A 16,144-nucleotide genomic window follows, 5' to 3' on the forward strand; every position below is an offset into this window, starting at 1 on the left:
CCGCCACCTATCCGAGTTTCACGTTATCGATGCCGACGATCTTGTCGTAGACAACAAAGAGCACCAGAACCGCGACGAGCAGCAACGCGCCGAGCGCTGCGCCCAGACCCCAGTTGAGCGACGACGAGATGTGGTAGGCAATCCGGTTGGAAATGAAGATGCCCGACGTTCCGCCCACCAGTTCCGGTGTGATGTAGTAACCGATCGACAGAATGAAGACGAGCACGGCACCCGCGCCGATGCCCGGCACGGTCTGCGGGAAATACACCCGCCAGAACGCGGTCCAGTCGTTGGCGCCAAGGCTCTTGGCCGCGCGCACATAGGACGGCGAAATGGTTTTCATGACCGAATACAACGGCAGGATCATGAACGGCAGCAGGATATGCGTCATGGCGATGATGGTGCCGGTCTGGTTGTTGATCATGACCAGGCGTCCGGCGTCGCTGATGATGCCTGTCCAGACAAGGAAGTCGTTGATCACCCCCTGTTGCTGCAACAGCACCTTCCAGGCCGACGTCCGCACCAGAAGCGATGTCCAGAACGGCAGAAGCACAAGGATCATCAGCAGGTTGGAGGAACGCAGCGGCAAGGCCGACAAGAGGAACGCGATCGGATAGCCAAGAAGCAGGCACGACACGGTGATCGCGATAGACAGGAACAGGGTGCGGCCGAACAGGAACATGTAGATCCGTTCGTCTTCCGGCTTCAGTTCGATTCCGTTCGCGGTCTGCTGCGCGTCGAAGGCATTCAGGAAATAGCCGGCCGTATAGCGCGGCGAGAACCGTTTGAGGACCTGCCAGGTCTCGACATTGCCCCAGTCCTTGTCCAGGTCAATGAACTGTTCCTTGTAGGGACCGGCTTCGTCCATGCGCTTGACGCCGCGCCCTGTCTTGCGGAACAGGCTGGAAACGCCGGTTTCCTCGTAATTGAGGCGTGAGCCGAGGCGGGTATGGGTCTTTTCTTCGACGGCGACGACCAGGTCGTCGTAAAGCGCCGCGAAGACAACCTCATCGGGCACATTGCCGGAGGTTGGATCCCACTCCTGAAGAGCGATGACGGTCTTGGGAAGCGTGTCTTCCACGATCCCGTTTTCGACCGAGCGGAACAGCATGTCCACGATCGGGGCAACGAAGGTGAGCAGGACAAAAATCAGCAGGGGCGCAATCAGCGCCAGGGCGCGCAGCTTCTCGCGGCGCAGCGCCTTGGCAAGGGCTGCCTTCAGCGGCTTGCCGTCTTGCGTCGTCAGAACCTCGCCCGCGTGGGTATCGCTCATGAAACAGTCTTCCGCAAATCCGTTGGAAGATCCGGGTGAGGCATCGCCTCACCCGGACCGGTTTCTCATCTGTCCGCGTTCATCCGAACGCGAACAGCATCAGTTGATTACTGGGCCAGCCACGCCTGGAATTTGGCGTCGATGTCGTCCCGGTAATCCGCCCACCACTCGTAGTTATAGAGGAAGGTGTTCTTGGCGTTGTTCGGGTCGGTCGGCATGTGCGGAGCCATTTCGATGCCGAGGTCGGCGTGCTTGCCAACCAGCGGTGCCGAGGACTTGCGAGCCGGGCCGTAGGAGATGTACTTCGCCTGATCCGCCAGACGCTGGGTGTCGGTGGCGTATTTGACGAAGTCCTTCACCATGGCGAGGCGGTCTTCCGGCAGACCGGCCGGGATGATCCAGCCGTCAAGGTCGAACACCTGAGCGTCCCACAGCATTTTGACCGGCTGCTTCTGCTCTTCGATCAGGGAGAACAGGCGGCCGTTGTAGGTGGAGCCGATCACGACTTCCTTGTCGGCCAGAAGCTGCGGGGTTTCCGCACCAGCAGACCACCACACGACGTTGTCCTTGATGGTGTCGAGCTTCTTGAATGCCTGCTCCTGGCCTTCTTCGGTCTCAAGAACGTTGTAGACTTCTTCCTTCGGCACGCCGTCGCACAGAAGAGCCCATTCCATGTTGTTGATCGGACGCTTTTCCAGCGAGCGCTTGCCCGGGAATGTTTCCAGATCGAACACGTCACAGATGTCGTCCGGCTCCTTGCCGTTCCATTCCGCGATGTCGGAACGATAGCCGAAGGTGGTGGAGTAGACGATCTGCGGAATGAAGCACTCGGAGACCAGCAGGTCGCCGAAGTCTTCAGAAGCCTTGGTACCGTCCGGTGCATCGGCAAGGTCGGTGTCCGGATCGATTTCCAGTGCCAGGCCTTCGTCGCACAGACGGATCGCGTCGGAAGCAACCACGTCGACCAGATCCCACGTGATGTTGCCGGCTTCGTTCATGGCGCGCAGCTTGGCGACAGCCTCGTTTGAAGACTCGTCCCAGATCACGTTGATGTCGGAGTTTTCCGCGACATACGGATCGGCGTAGGCGTTTTTCTGGGAGGCCTGATAGGCGCCGCCCCAGGAAACGATGGTCATGTCCTTCGCCATGGCCGCGCTGCCGGCAAATGCCAGAGCGGTGCCTGCGAGAATTACAGTTTTGAGCTTCATGTGAGTTAGCTCCCTCTTTTAGGATTTAACGGATTTTTCCGTTGTGGTCGCTGGCGGCCGGTTGCCGGCCGCCGGGCGATTTCAGACAACCGCATCGAGCGCTTTACAGTCGTTCAGCGCCCAGCCGACGCGGACTGTCTCGCCGACGGCGAGTTTGCGCTTTTCTCCGCGGTTGCGAACCTTGACGATGAACTCGTCGTTGCCGCCCACGTTCATGCGAACGCGGATATGGTCACCGAGGTAGATGAGTTCCTCGATCCGGCCGTTGACCAGATTGTCCATCGTGTCATGGGTGTCGAACTCCACCCGTTCCGGCCGCAGGGACAGGGTCGTCCTGTCGCCGACGGCGGACACGTTGACCTTGTCAGCCTTAAGCTTAGTGCCGTCATCGAGTTCAACAAGGCACTCAGAACCGTTGATCTCGACGACCTTGCCGTTCAACTTGTTGTTTTCACCGATGAACTGGGCGACGAAGGAATTCTTCGGATCTTCATAGAGATCGTCCGGCGTCGACAATTGCTGGATGACACCATCGTTGAACACAGCCACGCGGTCCGACATGGTCAGCGCTTCGGTCTGATCGTGGGTCACGTAGACGACGGTGACGCCCAGGTTCTCGTGAATGTGCTTGATCTCGTACTGCATCTGCTCGCGCAGCTGCTTGTCGAGCGCACCGAGCGGCTCGTCCATCAGTACCAGCTCCGGATCGAACACCAGGGCACGGGCGACTGCGACGCGCTGCTGCTGACCACCGGAGAGCTGTGCCGGACGGCGATTGCCGAACGAACCGAGCTCGACCATCTCGAGAGCCCGCTTGACCTTTTCCTGCTGGTCAGCCTTGCCGACACCGCGCACCTGAAGCGGAAAGGCGAGGTTCTCGGCCACCGTCATGTGCGGAAACAGGGCGTAGTTCTGGAACACCATGCCGATGCCGCGCTTGTGCGGGGGCACGTTGTTGATCGGACGGTCGTTCAGGTAGATTTCGCCATGCGTTGCCGGTTCGAAACCGGCCAGCATCATCAGGCAGGTGGTTTTGCCGGAACCGGACGGGCCGAGCATTGTCAGGAATTCGCCCGGCGGAATATCGAGATTGAGGTTCTTTACGACCAGGGTTTCCCCGTCATAGCTCTTTTGAACGCTGTCATACTTAACAGCAGCGCCCCGTGTGTTCGCCATTGTGTCCCCAAGTCAGCTTCTATCATTATTATTAGACGCACGACCAATAACCTCCAGGTAACCTCTGTTCCTGAAGAGCTATCGATGTGTGCGAACGCGCATAGAAAAACAAAATTACTGCCTTTTGGAAAGGGGTTATGAAAAAAATTTGGATATTTTTTAGTCAGGCGCCGACTTAATATTTTGCAGCGCGGTATGAAGCCGTATTTTTTACTCAAGAAGAAGCGCCCGAAGAAAGAAATATCTTTCTCCGGGTTCGGCAATCTTTACTACACAACGATGTTCTTTGTTGTGCCTCTAGAAGAGTTTCGCGCAAGCCAACTTGCACCAATAGCCGTAGAACGTCACGGAATGCTCTGGCTGCGTCATGCGGAAAATAGCGCGGCAAGGGAGCCGCGGGCACCGTGCGGGCAACAAAAAACCCCGCCCGGCAACTGCCGGACGGGGCCTGACGCTAAGCATCAACCTTGCAGCGTATACGGCTTATTTGTAGTCGTACTGGCCATCTTTCCACTCGTACCAGACGTAGCCCGGCAGGGTGACGTCGCCCTTGTCGTCAAAGGAGAGGTCGCCGAGAACGGTCTTGAAGTCGCCGTCGTTCAGGGCGCCGACAACGTCGTCATACTCGGTGGAGCCGGCAGCTGCGGCAGCTGCTGCCCAAGCCTGGATGGCGGCGTAGGTGTAGAGCGCGTAGCCTTCAGCGGTCTTGCCGGCGTCTTCAAGCGCCTTCACGACCGGAGCAGCTTCCGGATTCTTGCGCGGGTCCGGAGAGAAGGTCATCAGAGTGCCTTCGCCAGCCGGGCCGGTGATCGACCAATATTCGTCGGTCACGAGTGCATCGCCGGAAACGAGAACGGTGCTCATGCCCTGGTCGACCATCTGACGCTTCATCAGGCCGGCTTCGGTGTGGTAACCGCCGACGTAGAGAACGTCGATGTTTTCCGACTTCAGCTTGGAAACCAGCGCGGTGTAGTCCTTTTCACCGGCAGTGTAGGCTTCGTAGAGGGTTTCGTTCTTGCCGGCAGCGTTCATGACTTCCTTGGTGGCATCGGCGAGGCCTTTGCCATAGGCAGTCTTGTCGTGAACGATGGCGATGTTCTTGTCGCCGAATTCCTCTGCCAGATAGGTACCGGCAACCTGACCCTGCTGGTCGTCACGACCGCAAACGCGGAAGGTGCCCGGGCCCGGACGTTCGTCGGTGAACTTCGGGTTGGTGGAAGCCGGAGAAATCTGGACGATACCTTCTTCCGCGTAAACGGCGGATGCCGGGATGGAAGAGCCCGAGCAGAAGTGACCGGCCATGAAGACCACGCCCTTACCGACCATCTGGTTGGCAACGGCAACAGCCTGTTTCGGGTCGCAGGCATCGTCGCCCACTTCCAGCACCAGCTGTTCACCATTGACGCCGCCAGCTGCGTTGATGTCCGCCACGGCCTGCTCGGCACCGGCTTTCATCTGCGCGCCGAAGGAGGCGTACTGGCCGGTCATCGGGCCTGCAGTTGCGATCACGATGTCTGCAAAAGCGGCGGTGGACATGGCCACACCGGCAACTGCAGCAACGCTAGCCAAAAGATACTTTTTCATCATCAACTCCCCTGGTTCCAGTTATCTGGACCACTTGGAATGGAAGCCCGTGCTTCCGTTTTGGCCGGGCCAGGGACGATTCTTGTTGTTTTTCGTCCATTCCCAGCCGGTTCCCCATCGGTGCGGAAAACGCACCTCCGGAATTCTCAATCCTTGGCGTATTTGTCCGTCTGGCCGGTCTTCAACCGCCAACTGAAGGGACTCGTCTTTTCGTAAAGCCAGACATACTGCGTCGTCATCTGGTTGGTGCGTGTATACCGCCATCCCGCCAGGCCGATTGCAAGCAGAATGAGATAGTCTACAACCAGATAGTGCACCGACAGTAGCGTTCCGTCGAACAGGGCGAAGGTCAGGAACCTGATCGCAAGGCTCAACAGGAACACGAACCAGAACAGCACATAAAGCGGCCGCCAGGTGTTGGCACAGGCACGTCCCGTCATCCAGGCCGCGCCGCCGCCAAGGCAGCACAGCAGGACGAGAAACACGCCGAAACTGGTCTGATAAAGAATACCCATAGCGCGCTCCTAGTGTCTTCCGCCTTCGAGGTAGGCCGCCTGCACGTCCTCGCGGGCGAGCAGTTCCTTGCCGGAACCCGACATGGTGATCTTGCCGTTCACCATCACGTAGGCCCGGTGTGCCAGTTTCAGCGCATGGTAGGCGTTCTGTTCCACCAGGAAGACGGTGAGACCGTCGCTCTGGTTGAGATCCCGGATAGCATCGAAGATCTGTTTCACGATCAGCGGTGCAAGGCCGAGAGACGGTTCGTCCAGAAGCAGAAGACGCGGGTTGGACATCAGGGCCCGGGCGATCGCCAGCATCTGCTGCTCACCGCCCGAAAGCGTGCCGCCGCGCTGGTTCCGGCGCTCCTTGAGGCGCGGAAACAGGTCGAAGGCGCGCTGAAGTCCTGCTTCCAGATCGTGGTTGCCGGCCATTTCCGCACCCATGATCAGATTTTCCATCACGCTCATGCGCGGGAAGATCCGCCGCCCTTCCGGAGACTGCGCAATCGACTTGCGCATGATCTGGTGGGTGGGCATGCGGGTGATGTCTTCGCCGTCGTAGATGACCTGGCCGGAGCTGGCCTGCGGCGTGCCGCAGATGGTCATCATCAGCGTCGACTTGCCGGCGCCGTTGGCCCCGATCAGGGAGACGATCTCGCCCCGGTCGACGGTCAGATCGACACCGCGCAGCGCGATGATCTTGCCGTAGTGGGTCTCGACGTTCCTGACTTCCAGGAGGTGGTTGGAGGTTGTCATATGCCGACCTCCTCTTCCACGGCGTCGACTTCTTCGTCCGGTACGCCCAGATAGGCGGCGATCACCTTCGGATCGTCCTTCACTGCGGCCGCCGTGCCGTCGGAGATCTTCTCGCCATAGTCCAGAACCACGACGTGATCCGAAATTTCCATCACAACGCTCATGTCGTGTTCAATCAGAAGGATAGAGGTGCCGTGCTCCTTGCGGATGTACTGCAGGAGCGCGTTCAGTTCGCCACTTTCCTTGGGGTTCAGGCCCGCGGCCGGTTCGTCCAGACACAGCAGCTCCGGACCGGAGCACATGGCCCGGGCAATTTCCAGACGGCGCTGGTCGCCGTAAGGCAGGTCAGCGGCCGGGGCGTCCGCCCGGTCGATGAGCGCGGTCTTTTCCAGCCAGTAACGCGCCTTTTCGACTGCCTGACGCTCTGCCTTGCGGAAGGTTGCCAGACCGAAGATACCCGCAAGCGAATAGCCCGAAGCCAGCATCAGCGGATTGTGCTGCGCGACCATCAGGTTCTCCAGAAGGGTCATGCCGCCGAACAGGCGGATGTTCTGGAAGGTACGGGCGACCTTGGCTTTCGCAGAGATCTGGAAATCCGCCATGCGCTCAAGCAGGTAATGCTCGCCGTTGGTGCGGTTCATCACGACCCGCCCTTCGGTCGGCTTGTAAAAGCCGGTAACGCAGTTGAAGACGGTGGTCTTGCCGGCGCCGTTCGGGCCGATCAGGGCGGTGATGTCACCGCGCCCGACATTGAACGACAGATCGTCGATGGCGACCAGGCCGCCAAAGCGCATGGTCAGATGCTCGATCGTCAGGACGGGGTTTGTATCCCAGGAGCTCATCCGTGGCCCTCCTGAACGAGGTCGGCACTGATGCCCTTGGCCTTCTTGCCGCTGAGGGTTATCGACGGCATGCGGGTGGAGATGAGGCCGCGCGGTTTCCAGACCATGATGACGACCATCAGGAGCCCGAACACCAGCATGCGGTATTCTTCCAGTCCGCGGAAGAACTCGAAACCACCGATCATCACGACTGCGGCGATGACGACACCGATCTGGCTGCCAAGACCGCCGAGAACGACGATCGCCAGGATGACCGCGGATTCGATGAAGGTGAAGCTTTCCGGCGAGATGAAACCTTGCCGGGTGGCGAAGAACGAGCCCGCGAAACCGCCGAACATCGCACCGAGCGCAAAAGCGGTCAGCTTGGTGTTGGTGGTGTTGATGCCGAGCGAGCGGCAGGCGATTTCATCCTCGCGCAGGGCTTCCCAAGCCCGCCCGACCGGCAGCTTGCGCAGACGCATGGTCACGAAGTTGGTGACCAGAGCCATGATCAGGATCAGGTAGTAGAGGAAGATGATGCGGTGAATGGAATTGTATTCCAGACCGAAGGTGTCGGCGAAGCCGCCCGGGCCGCGCTCGAATTCGATACCGAAGAAGCTCGGCCGCGGAATGCCGGAGATACCGTCCGGGCCACCGGTGAAGTCATACCAGTTGAGCAGGACCACCCGGATGATTTCCCCGAAGGCCAGCGTCACGATGGCAAGATAGTCCCCCCTGAGACGCAGCACCGGGAAGCCCAGGATGATACCCCAGAAAGCGGCCAGGATGCCGGCGAGCGGCAGACAGATCCAGAAGGAGAAGCCGAAATACTGGGCCAGCAGCGCGTAGGAATAGGCACCGACCGCGTAGAAGGCGACGTATCCCAGATCAAGCAGGCCGGCGAGACCGACCACGATGTTCAGGCCCCAGCCGAGCATCACGTAGGTGGTCACCAGAATGGCAAGGTCGAGATACTGGCGCGACCCGCGCGATCCATAGGCCGACATCAGCAGGAACGGCAGGACCACAGCCAGGATCAGAAACACCGGCATCGCGAACTTGCCGAGTTTGGCCAGGGGCTTGGCGCTCGGCAGGAAGCCTTTCGCTGTTTCGGTGACCGGCTTGTCGGCCTTCCAGACGAACAGGTTGAGGAGCAGCCGCCCACCGAAGACGATGGCGACTGCAATGGCAACGGCTGCCCAGCGGTATTCAATGCCGAGCTGACCGCCAAGGCCGCTTGCGACCTCGGCTTTCATGCCGATCAGGACACCGAACAGGGCAAGCGCGATCGCACCCCCGGCCGCCGCATCCTTGAGCGACACCATGAAGAGGTTCTCAGATTTTGCTGACATGGATCAGACCTTCTCCACTTCCGGCTTGCCGAGCAGGCCTTCGGGCATGAAGATCAGCACGATCGCCAGGATCGAGAAGGCGGCAACGTCCTTGTACTCGACCGAGAAATAGCCGGACCAGAAGGTCTCGATGAGCCCGATCAGCAACCCGCCGAGCATGGCACCCGGCAGCGAGCCGATACCGCCAAGAACCGCAGCGGTGAAGGCTTTCACGCCGGCCAGGAAGCCGATGTAGAAGTCGATCACGCCGTAGTAGAGCAGGAACATCAGACCTGCGACGGACGCAAGACCTGCACCCATGACGAAGGTCAGCGAGATCGTCCGATCGACGTTGACACCGACGAGCGACGCCATCTTGCGATCCTGCTCGCAGGCGCGCTGCGCACGGCCCAGAGAGGTCTTGTTGATCAGGAAGGTGAAGCCGACCATCAGAACGACGGTCACCACGATGATCAGGATCTGCGTGTAGGACAGCTGCACGATGAAGCCGGTTCCGTCCGGTCCGCCGTCGCTCAGCGTGAAGCCGCCGGAGATCAAGGGCTGCAGAGGCTTGTTGCGCGCGCCCTGCGAGATCTGAACGAAGTTCTGAAGCGTGATGGAAGCGCCGATCGCGGTGATCAGCGGCGCCAGGCGGAAGGAGCCGCGCAGAGGGCGGTAGGCGATCCGCTCGACCGTCCATCCCCAGGCCGCCGTCAGGGCCATCGAAATGACCAGGACACCGATCAGCGCCAGAATGAGGAGCGCCACTGGCAGGCCTGCCGTGATGCCGAAAGCGACGATGAAGATCAGCGCGATGAAGGCGCCGACCATGAAGATGTCACCATGGGCGAAGTTGATCATCCCGATGATGCCGTACACCATCGTGTAGCCAATGGCGATCAGGCCGTAGATCGACCCTAGCGTCACGCCGTTGATCAGCTGCTGTAAAAAGTAATCCATATTCTTTTTGTTACCCCCGGAAGCCATTGCTGCTTCTTTGAACGAGGCATTTTTGCCTTCATTAAAGCTTCATTAGCAAGTCACGCGAGGTGAGACAATTCCTCTCGTATCCGGCAAAAGATAAAAATAAAAGATTTCCTCTTTTCGAACTTTGAGGAAATTTATTCCACTTTTTAAAAAATCAGGTCAGAAAAATCCGGCCCGGGCGGTACGGTTTCCTTTATCCGTCAAACCGACCAGGCGAAGTCTCTCCGGACAGTCTTGTCTCCCCGGAAGTTCCTCCGATAATGTCCCTTGAATCAATCATGGGCAACACCTTGCACGACACCGGCACACAGCAGCTTCAGTTCCTGACCACGAAGGAAGTGGCCGACCTTTTGCGGGTCAAGGAACGCAAGGTTTACGACCTTGCCGCCGCCAACGAGATCCCGCATCGGCGAATCACGGGCAAACTCCTGTTCCCCGCAGCCGAACTGCGGTCCTGGATCGAAGGTCCGACTGCCGCCGCGACACCGGAACGCCCTGGCGTTCTGGCCGGATCACACGACCCCCTGCTGGACTGGGCGGTTCATGCTTCCGGTTGCGGACTGGCCATGCTGTGCAACGGCAGCGCGGACGGTCTGAACCGCTTTGCGGCCGGAGACGCCGCCCTCGCCGGCCTGCATCTGCCGGAAGAAAACGGCTGGAATGTCGCGTCAGTCAGCGAACTGGGCCTGAAGGACGCGGTCTTGATCAGCTGGGCATCCCGCAAACGCGGCCTTCTGGTTTCCCAGGAAGCTGCACCGACTGTTCGATCCGTTGCCGATCTGAAAGGCAGGCGCATTGCCATGCGCCAGCCGGGCACCGGCACTGCCCTCCTGTTTTCCAGATTGCTTGCCGATGCCGGCCTGAGCGAAGCAGATCTGACCACCGGCCCTGCCACCGCCCACACGGAAAACGATGCGGCGTCGGCCGTTGCCGCCGGTGAAGCCGATGCCGCGCTCGGCATCGAAACCGCGGCAAGACCTTTCAAGCTGGCCTTCGTGCCGCTGGCCGAGGAATGCTTCGACCTGCTTATCGATCGGCGCTCCTTTTTCACCCCGCCGGTTCAGATGCTGTTCGAATTTGCACGAACGTCAGAGTTCCAGGACAAGGCCGCGGCGCTCGGCGGTTATGACCTGGCCGGCCACGGCTCCGTCCGCTGGTTGTCCGCTTGACCCGCGCCGCCTTCAGTGTTCCGGCATACATTCAGGAAAGACAACGATGAGCGATATCCGCCCGCATGAAATTTCGGTTCCGATCCAGGAACCGGACGATGCAAGGCTCTTCTTCATCGGCAGGATCCACACCCCTTGGAAGGACCGCAAGGATTGCCCGCGCCAGGGCAAGGTTGACGGACCAGAGTGCCGGATCGAGATTTTCGAGCCCTGGGTCCCGGCACTGAAGGGCATCGAAGAATACGACAGGATTGAACTGCTTTACTGGCTCGACAAGGCCCGGCGGGATCTCATCGTCCAGAACCCGGCACATAGCGACAACATTTTTGGCACGTTTGCCCTGCGCTCGCCCGTCCGGCCGAACCCGATTGGCACCGTTCTGGCAAAACTCGTTTCCGTCGATGGTCCGAACCTGATCGTGCGCGGGCTTGACTGCCTCGACGGCACCCCGCTTATCGACCTGAAACCTGACCGCTGTGCTTTCACACCGAAAGCACCGCCGAAGGACTGAACACTTCACTTGCCCTCTTCGGTCACCTTGACAAGCTCTGCCCGGACCTGACAATCCGGCCCAAAATTCGCGCCCCGACTGGCGCCCTGGGAGGAATTCATGCCTACGGAAACCCCTGCCGACGAAACCGGTATCAACGACGTCGTCTCGATCGAGATCAACGGCTCTGTCGGCCTCATCGCTCTCGACAATCCGCCGGTGAATGCTGCCTCCCACGCGATCCGCTCCGGCTTGTGGCAGGCAGTGGAAACCCTGCAGCAGACCGACGGCGTTGAGGTGATCGCGCTTTATGCGAAGGGACGGACCTTCATTGCCGGTGCCGATATTCGCGAATTCGGCAAGCCGCCGCTCGACCCGTGGCTGCCCGAACTGTGCAACTTCATCGAAAGCGCCTCCAGGCCGATCGTCTGCGTCCTGCATGGCACCACGCTTGGTGGCGGCCTGGAAGTTGCCATGTCGTGCCATGCGCGCGTGGCGCTGAAGGGTTCGAAAGTGGGCTTGCCCGAAGTGACGCTCGGCATTCTGCCGGGCGCCGGCGGCACCCAGCGTGCCCCCCGGCTTGCCGGTATCGCGACGGCTCTCGACATGATTACCAGCGGTAAGCCTATGGGTGCCGACGAGGCCCTGGCCAACGGCCTGATCGACCGGATCGTTGAAGGCGATCCGCGTGACGTTGCCCTCTCCTCCGCCAAAGATCTTCTGGCCGGTGATCTGCCGAACCGCAAGACGGGTGATCTGACCGCCGAACCGGACCCCGCCGCCATCGAGGCGATGCGGGCAAAGCTCGCCAAGAGCCAGCCGCTGCTGTTCTCGCCGCACAAATGCGTCGATGCCGTCGAAGCCTGCCACCTGCCGATCCGCGACGGCATGAAGGAAGAGCGCCGGCTCTACGAGGAATGCATGGCGAGCCCGCAGCGGGCCGGCCTGATCCACGCCTTCTTTTCCGAACGCGCCGTCACCAAGATCCCCGAAGCCACCGCGACCGCGCGCGAGATCAACTCTGTCGGTGTCATCGGCGGCGGCACCATGGGCTCCGGCATCGCAACTGCCATCTTGCTGGCCGGCCTGCCCGTAACCTTGACCGAACGCGACCAGGACGGACTTGACCGCGGTGTTGCGACGATCACCAGGAACCTCGACGGTGCGGTCAAACGCGGCAAGCTTTCGGAAGCTGGCCGCGACGACATTCTGGCCGCGAAACTCGGCACCTCGACGGATCTTGGCGCGTTATCGGATGCAGATCTCGTCATCGAGGCCGTTTTTGAGGACATGGGCGTCAAGCGCGACATCTTCCAGACGCTGGACAAGGTCTGCAAGCCCGGCACCGTGCTTGCCTCGAACACGTCCTATCTCGACATCAACGAGATCGCCGCGACGACCTCCCGTCCGCAGGATGTCATCGGCCTGCATTTCTTCTCGCCCGCCCACGTGATGCGACTTCTGGAAGTGGTGGTTGCCGACAAGACCGGCGACGACGTGGTTGCGACCGGCTTCGCACTGGCCAGGAAACTGAAGAAGATCGCCGTGCGCTCGGGCGTCTGCGACGGCTTCATCGGCAACCGCATCATGACCTTCTACAAGAAGGCCGCCGATTACATGATGATGGATGGCGCCTCGCCGGAACAGATCGACACTGCCATGCGCGGCTTCGGCTTTGCCATGGGGCCTTACCAGGTGGCCGACCTTGCCGGGCTCGACATCAGCTGGGCCGCCAACAAGCGCCGCGCCGCCACCCGCCCAGCCGAAGAACGCTACATTCCGATTGCCGACCGTCTTTGTGAAAACGGCTGGTTCGGACGCAAGACCGGTCAGGGTTTTTACATCTACGATGATCAGGGTTCCCGGCCGAACCCGGAAGCGCTCGCGATCATCGACGCGGAACGGGAGAAGGCCGGTGTCACGCCGCGCAGCTTCACGGAAGATGAAATCGTCAGCCGCTTCATGACCGCGATGATTTCCGAAGCCGTGCGCGTTCTGGAGGAAGGCATCGCGCTTCGCCCCATCGACATCGACGCCGTCTTCCTCAACGGCTACGGCTTCCCGCGTTTCCGCGGCGGCCCGCTGCACACGGCAGATGTCATCGGCGCGGGTGAACTGGTTCGCCGGATCGAAGAGTATGCCAGGGAAGACACCTACTACTGGAAAGTCCCGGCTCTCCTGCGGGAGATCGCCGAAACTGGTGGAACCTTTGCGGTGATGAACGCGAAGGGGTGACTAAGGGCGGCAACCCGCGCCGCTGCGCGCGGTGTTGATGGGTAAAAGCATACGCCACCACACAAGATGTCGCCCCGGACGAGCCTCTTGCGGCTTTCTGGAGGGTGTCTAGCCTTGTCGGGCCGCCTTCAAGCCGCCAGCGGCGTAGTGCGGAACGCTCTCGCCCAGCTTCAGACCGAGCTCCGGATTGGAGGCATTTCCGTCGAGGGCGCGTTTCTTGACGCCCTGAAGGATCGCCCCCATGCGGAAGAAGGCGAAGGCCAGGTAGAAACCGAAACCCGGAATGCCGGTGAGCCCCATGCGGGCGCAGTATGCGTCGATGAAGTCCTGGTCTTCCGGAATGCCCAGCGGCTTGCGGTCAACGCCGGCCAGCCCCCGGCCTTCGGTGCCGGGCGGGTGCTGCCACTGCATGATCAAGGCTGCCAGGTCCGCAAACGGATGGCCGATGGTCGACAGTTCCCAATCGAGCACGGCAACGCAGGCTGGCCCATCTACCGCGAACAAGAGGTTGTCGATGCGATAGTCGCCATGCACCAGCGTGCGCCGTCCGTCGTCTTCGGGCACATTGGCGTCTAGCCAGGCAATGAGTTCGTCCATCGCGGGAATAGGGCCGGTTTCACTTGCCCGGTATTGCTTGGTCCAGCGGTCGATCTGGCGGCGGTAGTAATTCCCGCCGGGGCCGTAGTCGGCAAGCTCGCGCGCTTCCAGATCAATGCCATGGATGGCCGCCAGGACGCGGTTCAGCTCGTCGTAAATGCCACGCCGTGTTTGCGGATCCAGATCCGGCAATCGCGGTTCATCGAAATTGCGGCCCCGGACGAGATCCATGACGTAGAACGCAGACCCGATCACGCTGTCGTCCTCGCACAGGACATGCATGCGTGCGACCGGCACATCCGACCCGGCCAGCGCCTTTTGCACACGGAACTCACGCTCGACCGCGTGCGCTGATTTCAGCAGCACGCCGGGTGGTTTGCGGCGAAGGACATAGTCACCAGACGCTGCGCTGAGCCGGAACGTGGGGTTGGACTGCCCCCGGTTGAACTTCTCGGCCTTGAGCGGGCCCTTGAAGCCGGGAAGAGCCCCTTCCAGCCAGCTACCTAAGGCCGTGAGGTCGAGGTCCGTGCCCAAGGTCATGAGCGGGATGTCCGTGTGGTGAAACCCATTCCTTGAACCAGTCCATCGGCCGTTGTCTTCCTCACCTCCTCATCCTGAGGAAGCGCGCAGCGCTGTCTCGAAGGATGGGCGGCAAACACTGGAGCAAGGGGCCCATCCTTCGAGACGCCGCAAGGGCGGCTCCTCAGGATGAGGAAAGGGGTGGACGGAGTCTCTGTTTCGGAGAGCCGCTTCACCTGCAGCGGACACTCCATCCTCACAGCTTCCCGTTGGAATATTTCCGCAGCTCCGTGCGCGCAACCTGGCGACGGTGGACGGCGTCGGGACCATCGGCAAAGCGCAGGGTGCGCAGGTGGGTCCACATGGCCGCCAACGGAAAGTCCTGGCTGATGCCGGCGGCGCCATGCACCTGCATGGCCTCGTCGACCACCTTCAGGGCGGTGAGGGGCGCCACCACCTTGATCTGGCTGATCCACGGCTGCGCGGCACGGGTGCCCTGTGTGTCCATCACCCAGGCTGCCTTGAGGCAGAGCAGACGGGCCATTTCAATTTCCATGCGCGCATTGGCGATGATGTCGTAATTGGCGCCAAGATCCATCAGCTTCTTGCCAAAGGCCTCCCGGCCCATGGCTCGCTTGCACAGAAGTTCCAGCGCCTTTTCAGCCTGGCCGATGGCCCGCATGCAGTGGTGAATGCGGCCCGGACCGAGGCGTCCTTGTGCAACCTCGAAACCCCGACCTTCACCCAGCACGAGGTCTTCCTGCGGCACCCGCACATTGGTGAAACGGATATGCATGTGGCCGTGCGGCGCATCGTCGGCGCCGAAGACATGCATCGGCCGCAGCACTTCGATGCCCTCGGCATCCGCCGGGATCAGGAACATGGAATGGCGGCTGTGCTTGTGGGCGTCCGGATCGGTTGCGGCCATGACTATGTAGAGCGCGCAGCGCGGATCGCCCGCACCCGTTGCCCACCACTTGTCGCCATTCAGCACCCAGGCATCGCCATCGCGCACAGCCGTCAGCGCGATGTTGGTGGCATCCGAGGAGGCAACATCGGGCTCCGTCATCAGATAGGCCGAGCGGATATCGCCCCGAAGCAGAGGCTTCAGCCACTTTTCCTTGTGAGCCTCGGTGCCGTAGCGCTCCAGCACTTCCATATTGCCCGTGTCGGGGGCATTGCAGTTGAAGACTTCCGCGGCAATGCCGACCTTGCCCATTTCCTCGGCCAGATAGGCGTATTCCACGGTCGTCAGGCCGAAGCCTTTTTCGCTGTCCGTCAGCCAGAAATTCCAGAGCCCGCGTTCCTTGGCCGTGGCCTTGAGGCTGTTCAGAATTTCAAGCTGGCGCTCCGTCATCCGGAACCGATCACCGGACGGGTGACGGCCGACTTCCTCGTGATATTCCCGGTCGAGAGGGGCGATTTCGGTTTCCACCATCTGGCGCACCTGCTCGATCAGCGGTCGCACCCGTTCGGTCATTCCAAGATCCATCACTTC

Annotated in this window: 14 protein-coding genes; 3 read left to right on the top strand and 11 right to left on the bottom strand. The window is 60.7% G+C overall.

Annotated features, from left to right (window positions below; all coding sequences use genetic code 11):
* Positions 1 to 7 precede the first annotated feature (7 nt).
* The 9 genes from HEP89_RS06690 to HEP89_RS06730 all read right to left on the bottom strand — a co-directional run bounded on the left by HEP89_RS06690 (position 8) and on the right by HEP89_RS06730 (position 9,609).
* On the bottom strand, positions 8 to 1,273 hold the full coding sequence (locus HEP89_RS06690) for an ABC transporter permease subunit (RefSeq protein WP_168691602.1): 1,266 nt from the start codon (positions 1,271 to 1,273) through the stop codon (positions 8 to 10).
* A gap of 107 nt (positions 1,274 to 1,380) precedes the next feature.
* The gene (locus HEP89_RS06695; RefSeq protein ID WP_022999202.1) at positions 1,381 to 2,481 is read right to left on the bottom strand and encodes an extracellular solute-binding protein; all 1,101 of its coding nucleotides are present in this window, start codon (positions 2,479 to 2,481) and stop codon (positions 1,381 to 1,383) included.
* 81 nt (positions 2,482 to 2,562) lie between these two features.
* Positions 2,563 to 3,657, bottom strand: coding sequence for an ABC transporter ATP-binding protein (locus HEP89_RS06700; RefSeq protein ID WP_022999203.1), 1,095 nt, complete (start codon positions 3,655 to 3,657; stop codon positions 2,563 to 2,565).
* Positions 3,658 to 4,140: 483 nt separating this feature from the next.
* Complete coding sequence (locus HEP89_RS06705; protein WP_031268732.1) at positions 4,141 to 5,241, bottom strand: branched-chain amino acid ABC transporter substrate-binding protein; 1,101 nt, start codon at positions 5,239 to 5,241, stop codon at positions 4,141 to 4,143.
* Between the two features lie 146 nt (positions 5,242 to 5,387).
* Positions 5,388 to 5,756, bottom strand: coding sequence for a DUF6867 family protein (locus HEP89_RS06710; protein ID WP_022999205.1), 369 nt, complete (start codon positions 5,754 to 5,756; stop codon positions 5,388 to 5,390).
* Positions 5,757 to 5,765: 9 nt separating this feature from the next.
* On the bottom strand, positions 5,766 to 6,497 hold the full coding sequence (locus HEP89_RS06715) for an ABC transporter ATP-binding protein (protein ID WP_022999206.1): 732 nt from the start codon (positions 6,495 to 6,497) through the stop codon (positions 5,766 to 5,768).
* Entirely contained in the window at positions 6,494 to 7,339 is an 846-nt protein-coding gene (locus HEP89_RS06720; protein WP_022999207.1) for an ABC transporter ATP-binding protein, read from the bottom strand. Before HEP89_RS06720 ends, HEP89_RS06715 begins: the two co-directional genes overlap by 4 nt.
* On the bottom strand, positions 7,336 to 8,670 hold the full coding sequence (gene livM, locus HEP89_RS06725; RefSeq protein WP_031268733.1) for a high-affinity branched-chain amino acid ABC transporter permease LivM: 1,335 nt from the start codon (positions 8,668 to 8,670) through the stop codon (positions 7,336 to 7,338). Before livM ends, HEP89_RS06720 begins: the two co-directional genes overlap by 4 nt.
* A 3-nt stretch (positions 8,671 to 8,673) precedes the next feature.
* Entirely contained in the window at positions 8,674 to 9,609 is a 936-nt protein-coding gene (locus HEP89_RS06730) for a branched-chain amino acid ABC transporter permease (protein ID WP_022999209.1), read from the bottom strand.
* Between the two features lie 287 nt (positions 9,610 to 9,896).
* Between HEP89_RS06730 and HEP89_RS06735 the strand changes: the two genes are divergently transcribed.
* The 3 genes from HEP89_RS06735 to HEP89_RS06745 all read left to right on the top strand — a co-directional run bounded on the left by HEP89_RS06735 (position 9,897) and on the right by HEP89_RS06745 (position 13,530).
* Positions 9,897 to 10,805 (top strand): helix-turn-helix transcriptional regulator, encoded by a 909-nt coding sequence (locus HEP89_RS06735; RefSeq protein ID WP_209014470.1) that lies wholly within the window; start codon positions 9,897 to 9,899, stop codon positions 10,803 to 10,805.
* A 46-nt stretch (positions 10,806 to 10,851) separates the two neighbouring features.
* Complete coding sequence (gene tsaA / locus HEP89_RS06740; RefSeq protein WP_022999211.1) at positions 10,852 to 11,316, top strand: tRNA (N6-threonylcarbamoyladenosine(37)-N6)-methyltransferase TrmO; 465 nt, start codon at positions 10,852 to 10,854, stop codon at positions 11,314 to 11,316.
* A gap of 99 nt (positions 11,317 to 11,415) precedes the next feature.
* Positions 11,416 to 13,530 (top strand): 3-hydroxyacyl-CoA dehydrogenase NAD-binding domain-containing protein, encoded by a 2,115-nt coding sequence (locus HEP89_RS06745; protein ID WP_168691603.1) that lies wholly within the window; start codon positions 11,416 to 11,418, stop codon positions 13,528 to 13,530.
* A gap of 108 nt (positions 13,531 to 13,638) precedes the next feature.
* On the opposite strand, the gene HEP89_RS06750 is transcribed toward HEP89_RS06745, so the two are convergent.
* Positions 13,639 to 14,667 carry a phosphotransferase family protein gene (locus HEP89_RS06750; RefSeq protein ID WP_168691604.1) on the bottom strand — a complete coding sequence of 343 codons (1,029 nt, stop codon included), beginning with the start codon at positions 14,665 to 14,667 and terminating at the stop codon, positions 13,639 to 13,641.
* 235 nt (positions 14,668 to 14,902) lie between these two features.
* Positions 14,903 to 16,138, bottom strand: a complete 1,236-nt coding sequence (locus HEP89_RS06755; RefSeq protein ID WP_168691605.1) for an acyl-CoA dehydrogenase family protein — start codon at positions 16,136 to 16,138, stop codon at positions 14,903 to 14,905.
* Between the last annotated feature and the right edge of the window lie 6 nt (positions 16,139 to 16,144).

The organism is Labrenzia sp. 5N, assembly GCF_012395805.1.
Classification (GTDB): Bacteria; Pseudomonadota; Alphaproteobacteria; order Rhizobiales; family Stappiaceae; genus Roseibium; species Roseibium algicola.

What these genes read in the sequence shown, in the direction of transcription:
- HEP89_RS06690 (WP_168691602.1), bottom strand. Translation starts at nt 1,273, where the DNA reads ATGAGCGATACCCACGCGGGCGAGGTTCTGACGACGCAAGACGGCAAG.
- HEP89_RS06695 (WP_022999202.1), bottom strand. Translation starts at nt 2,481, where the DNA reads ATGAAGCTCAAAACTGTAATTCTCGCAGGCACCGCTCTGGCATTTGCC.
- HEP89_RS06700 (WP_022999203.1), bottom strand. Translation starts at nt 3,657, where the DNA reads ATGGCGAACACACGGGGCGCTGCTGTTAAGTATGACAGCGTTCAAAAG.
- HEP89_RS06705 (WP_031268732.1), bottom strand. Translation starts at nt 5,241, where the DNA reads ATGAAAAAGTATCTTTTGGCTAGCGTTGCTGCAGTTGCCGGTGTGGCC.
- HEP89_RS06710 (WP_022999205.1), bottom strand. Translation starts at nt 5,756, where the DNA reads ATGGGTATTCTTTATCAGACCAGTTTCGGCGTGTTTCTCGTCCTGCTG.
- HEP89_RS06715 (WP_022999206.1), bottom strand. Translation starts at nt 6,497, where the DNA reads ATGACAACCTCCAACCACCTCCTGGAAGTCAGGAACGTCGAGACCCAC.
- HEP89_RS06720 (WP_022999207.1), bottom strand. Translation starts at nt 7,339, where the DNA reads ATGAGCTCCTGGGATACAAACCCCGTCCTGACGATCGAGCATCTGACC.
- livM (WP_031268733.1), bottom strand. Translation starts at nt 8,670, where the DNA reads ATGTCAGCAAAATCTGAGAACCTCTTCATGGTGTCGCTCAAGGATGCG.
- HEP89_RS06730 (WP_022999209.1), bottom strand. Translation starts at nt 9,609, where the DNA reads ATGGATTACTTTTTACAGCAGCTGATCAACGGCGTGACGCTAGGGTCG.
- HEP89_RS06735 (WP_209014470.1), top strand. Translation starts at nt 9,897, where the DNA reads ATGTCCCTTGAATCAATCATGGGCAACACCTTGCACGACACCGGCACA.
- tsaA (WP_022999211.1), top strand. Translation starts at nt 10,852, where the DNA reads ATGAGCGATATCCGCCCGCATGAAATTTCGGTTCCGATCCAGGAACCG.
- HEP89_RS06745 (WP_168691603.1), top strand. Translation starts at nt 11,416, where the DNA reads ATGCCTACGGAAACCCCTGCCGACGAAACCGGTATCAACGACGTCGTC.
- HEP89_RS06750 (WP_168691604.1), bottom strand. Translation starts at nt 14,667, where the DNA reads ATGACCTTGGGCACGGACCTCGACCTCACGGCCTTAGGTAGCTGGCTG.
- HEP89_RS06755 (WP_168691605.1), bottom strand. Translation starts at nt 16,138, where the DNA reads ATGGATCTTGGAATGACCGAACGGGTGCGACCGCTGATCGAGCAGGTG.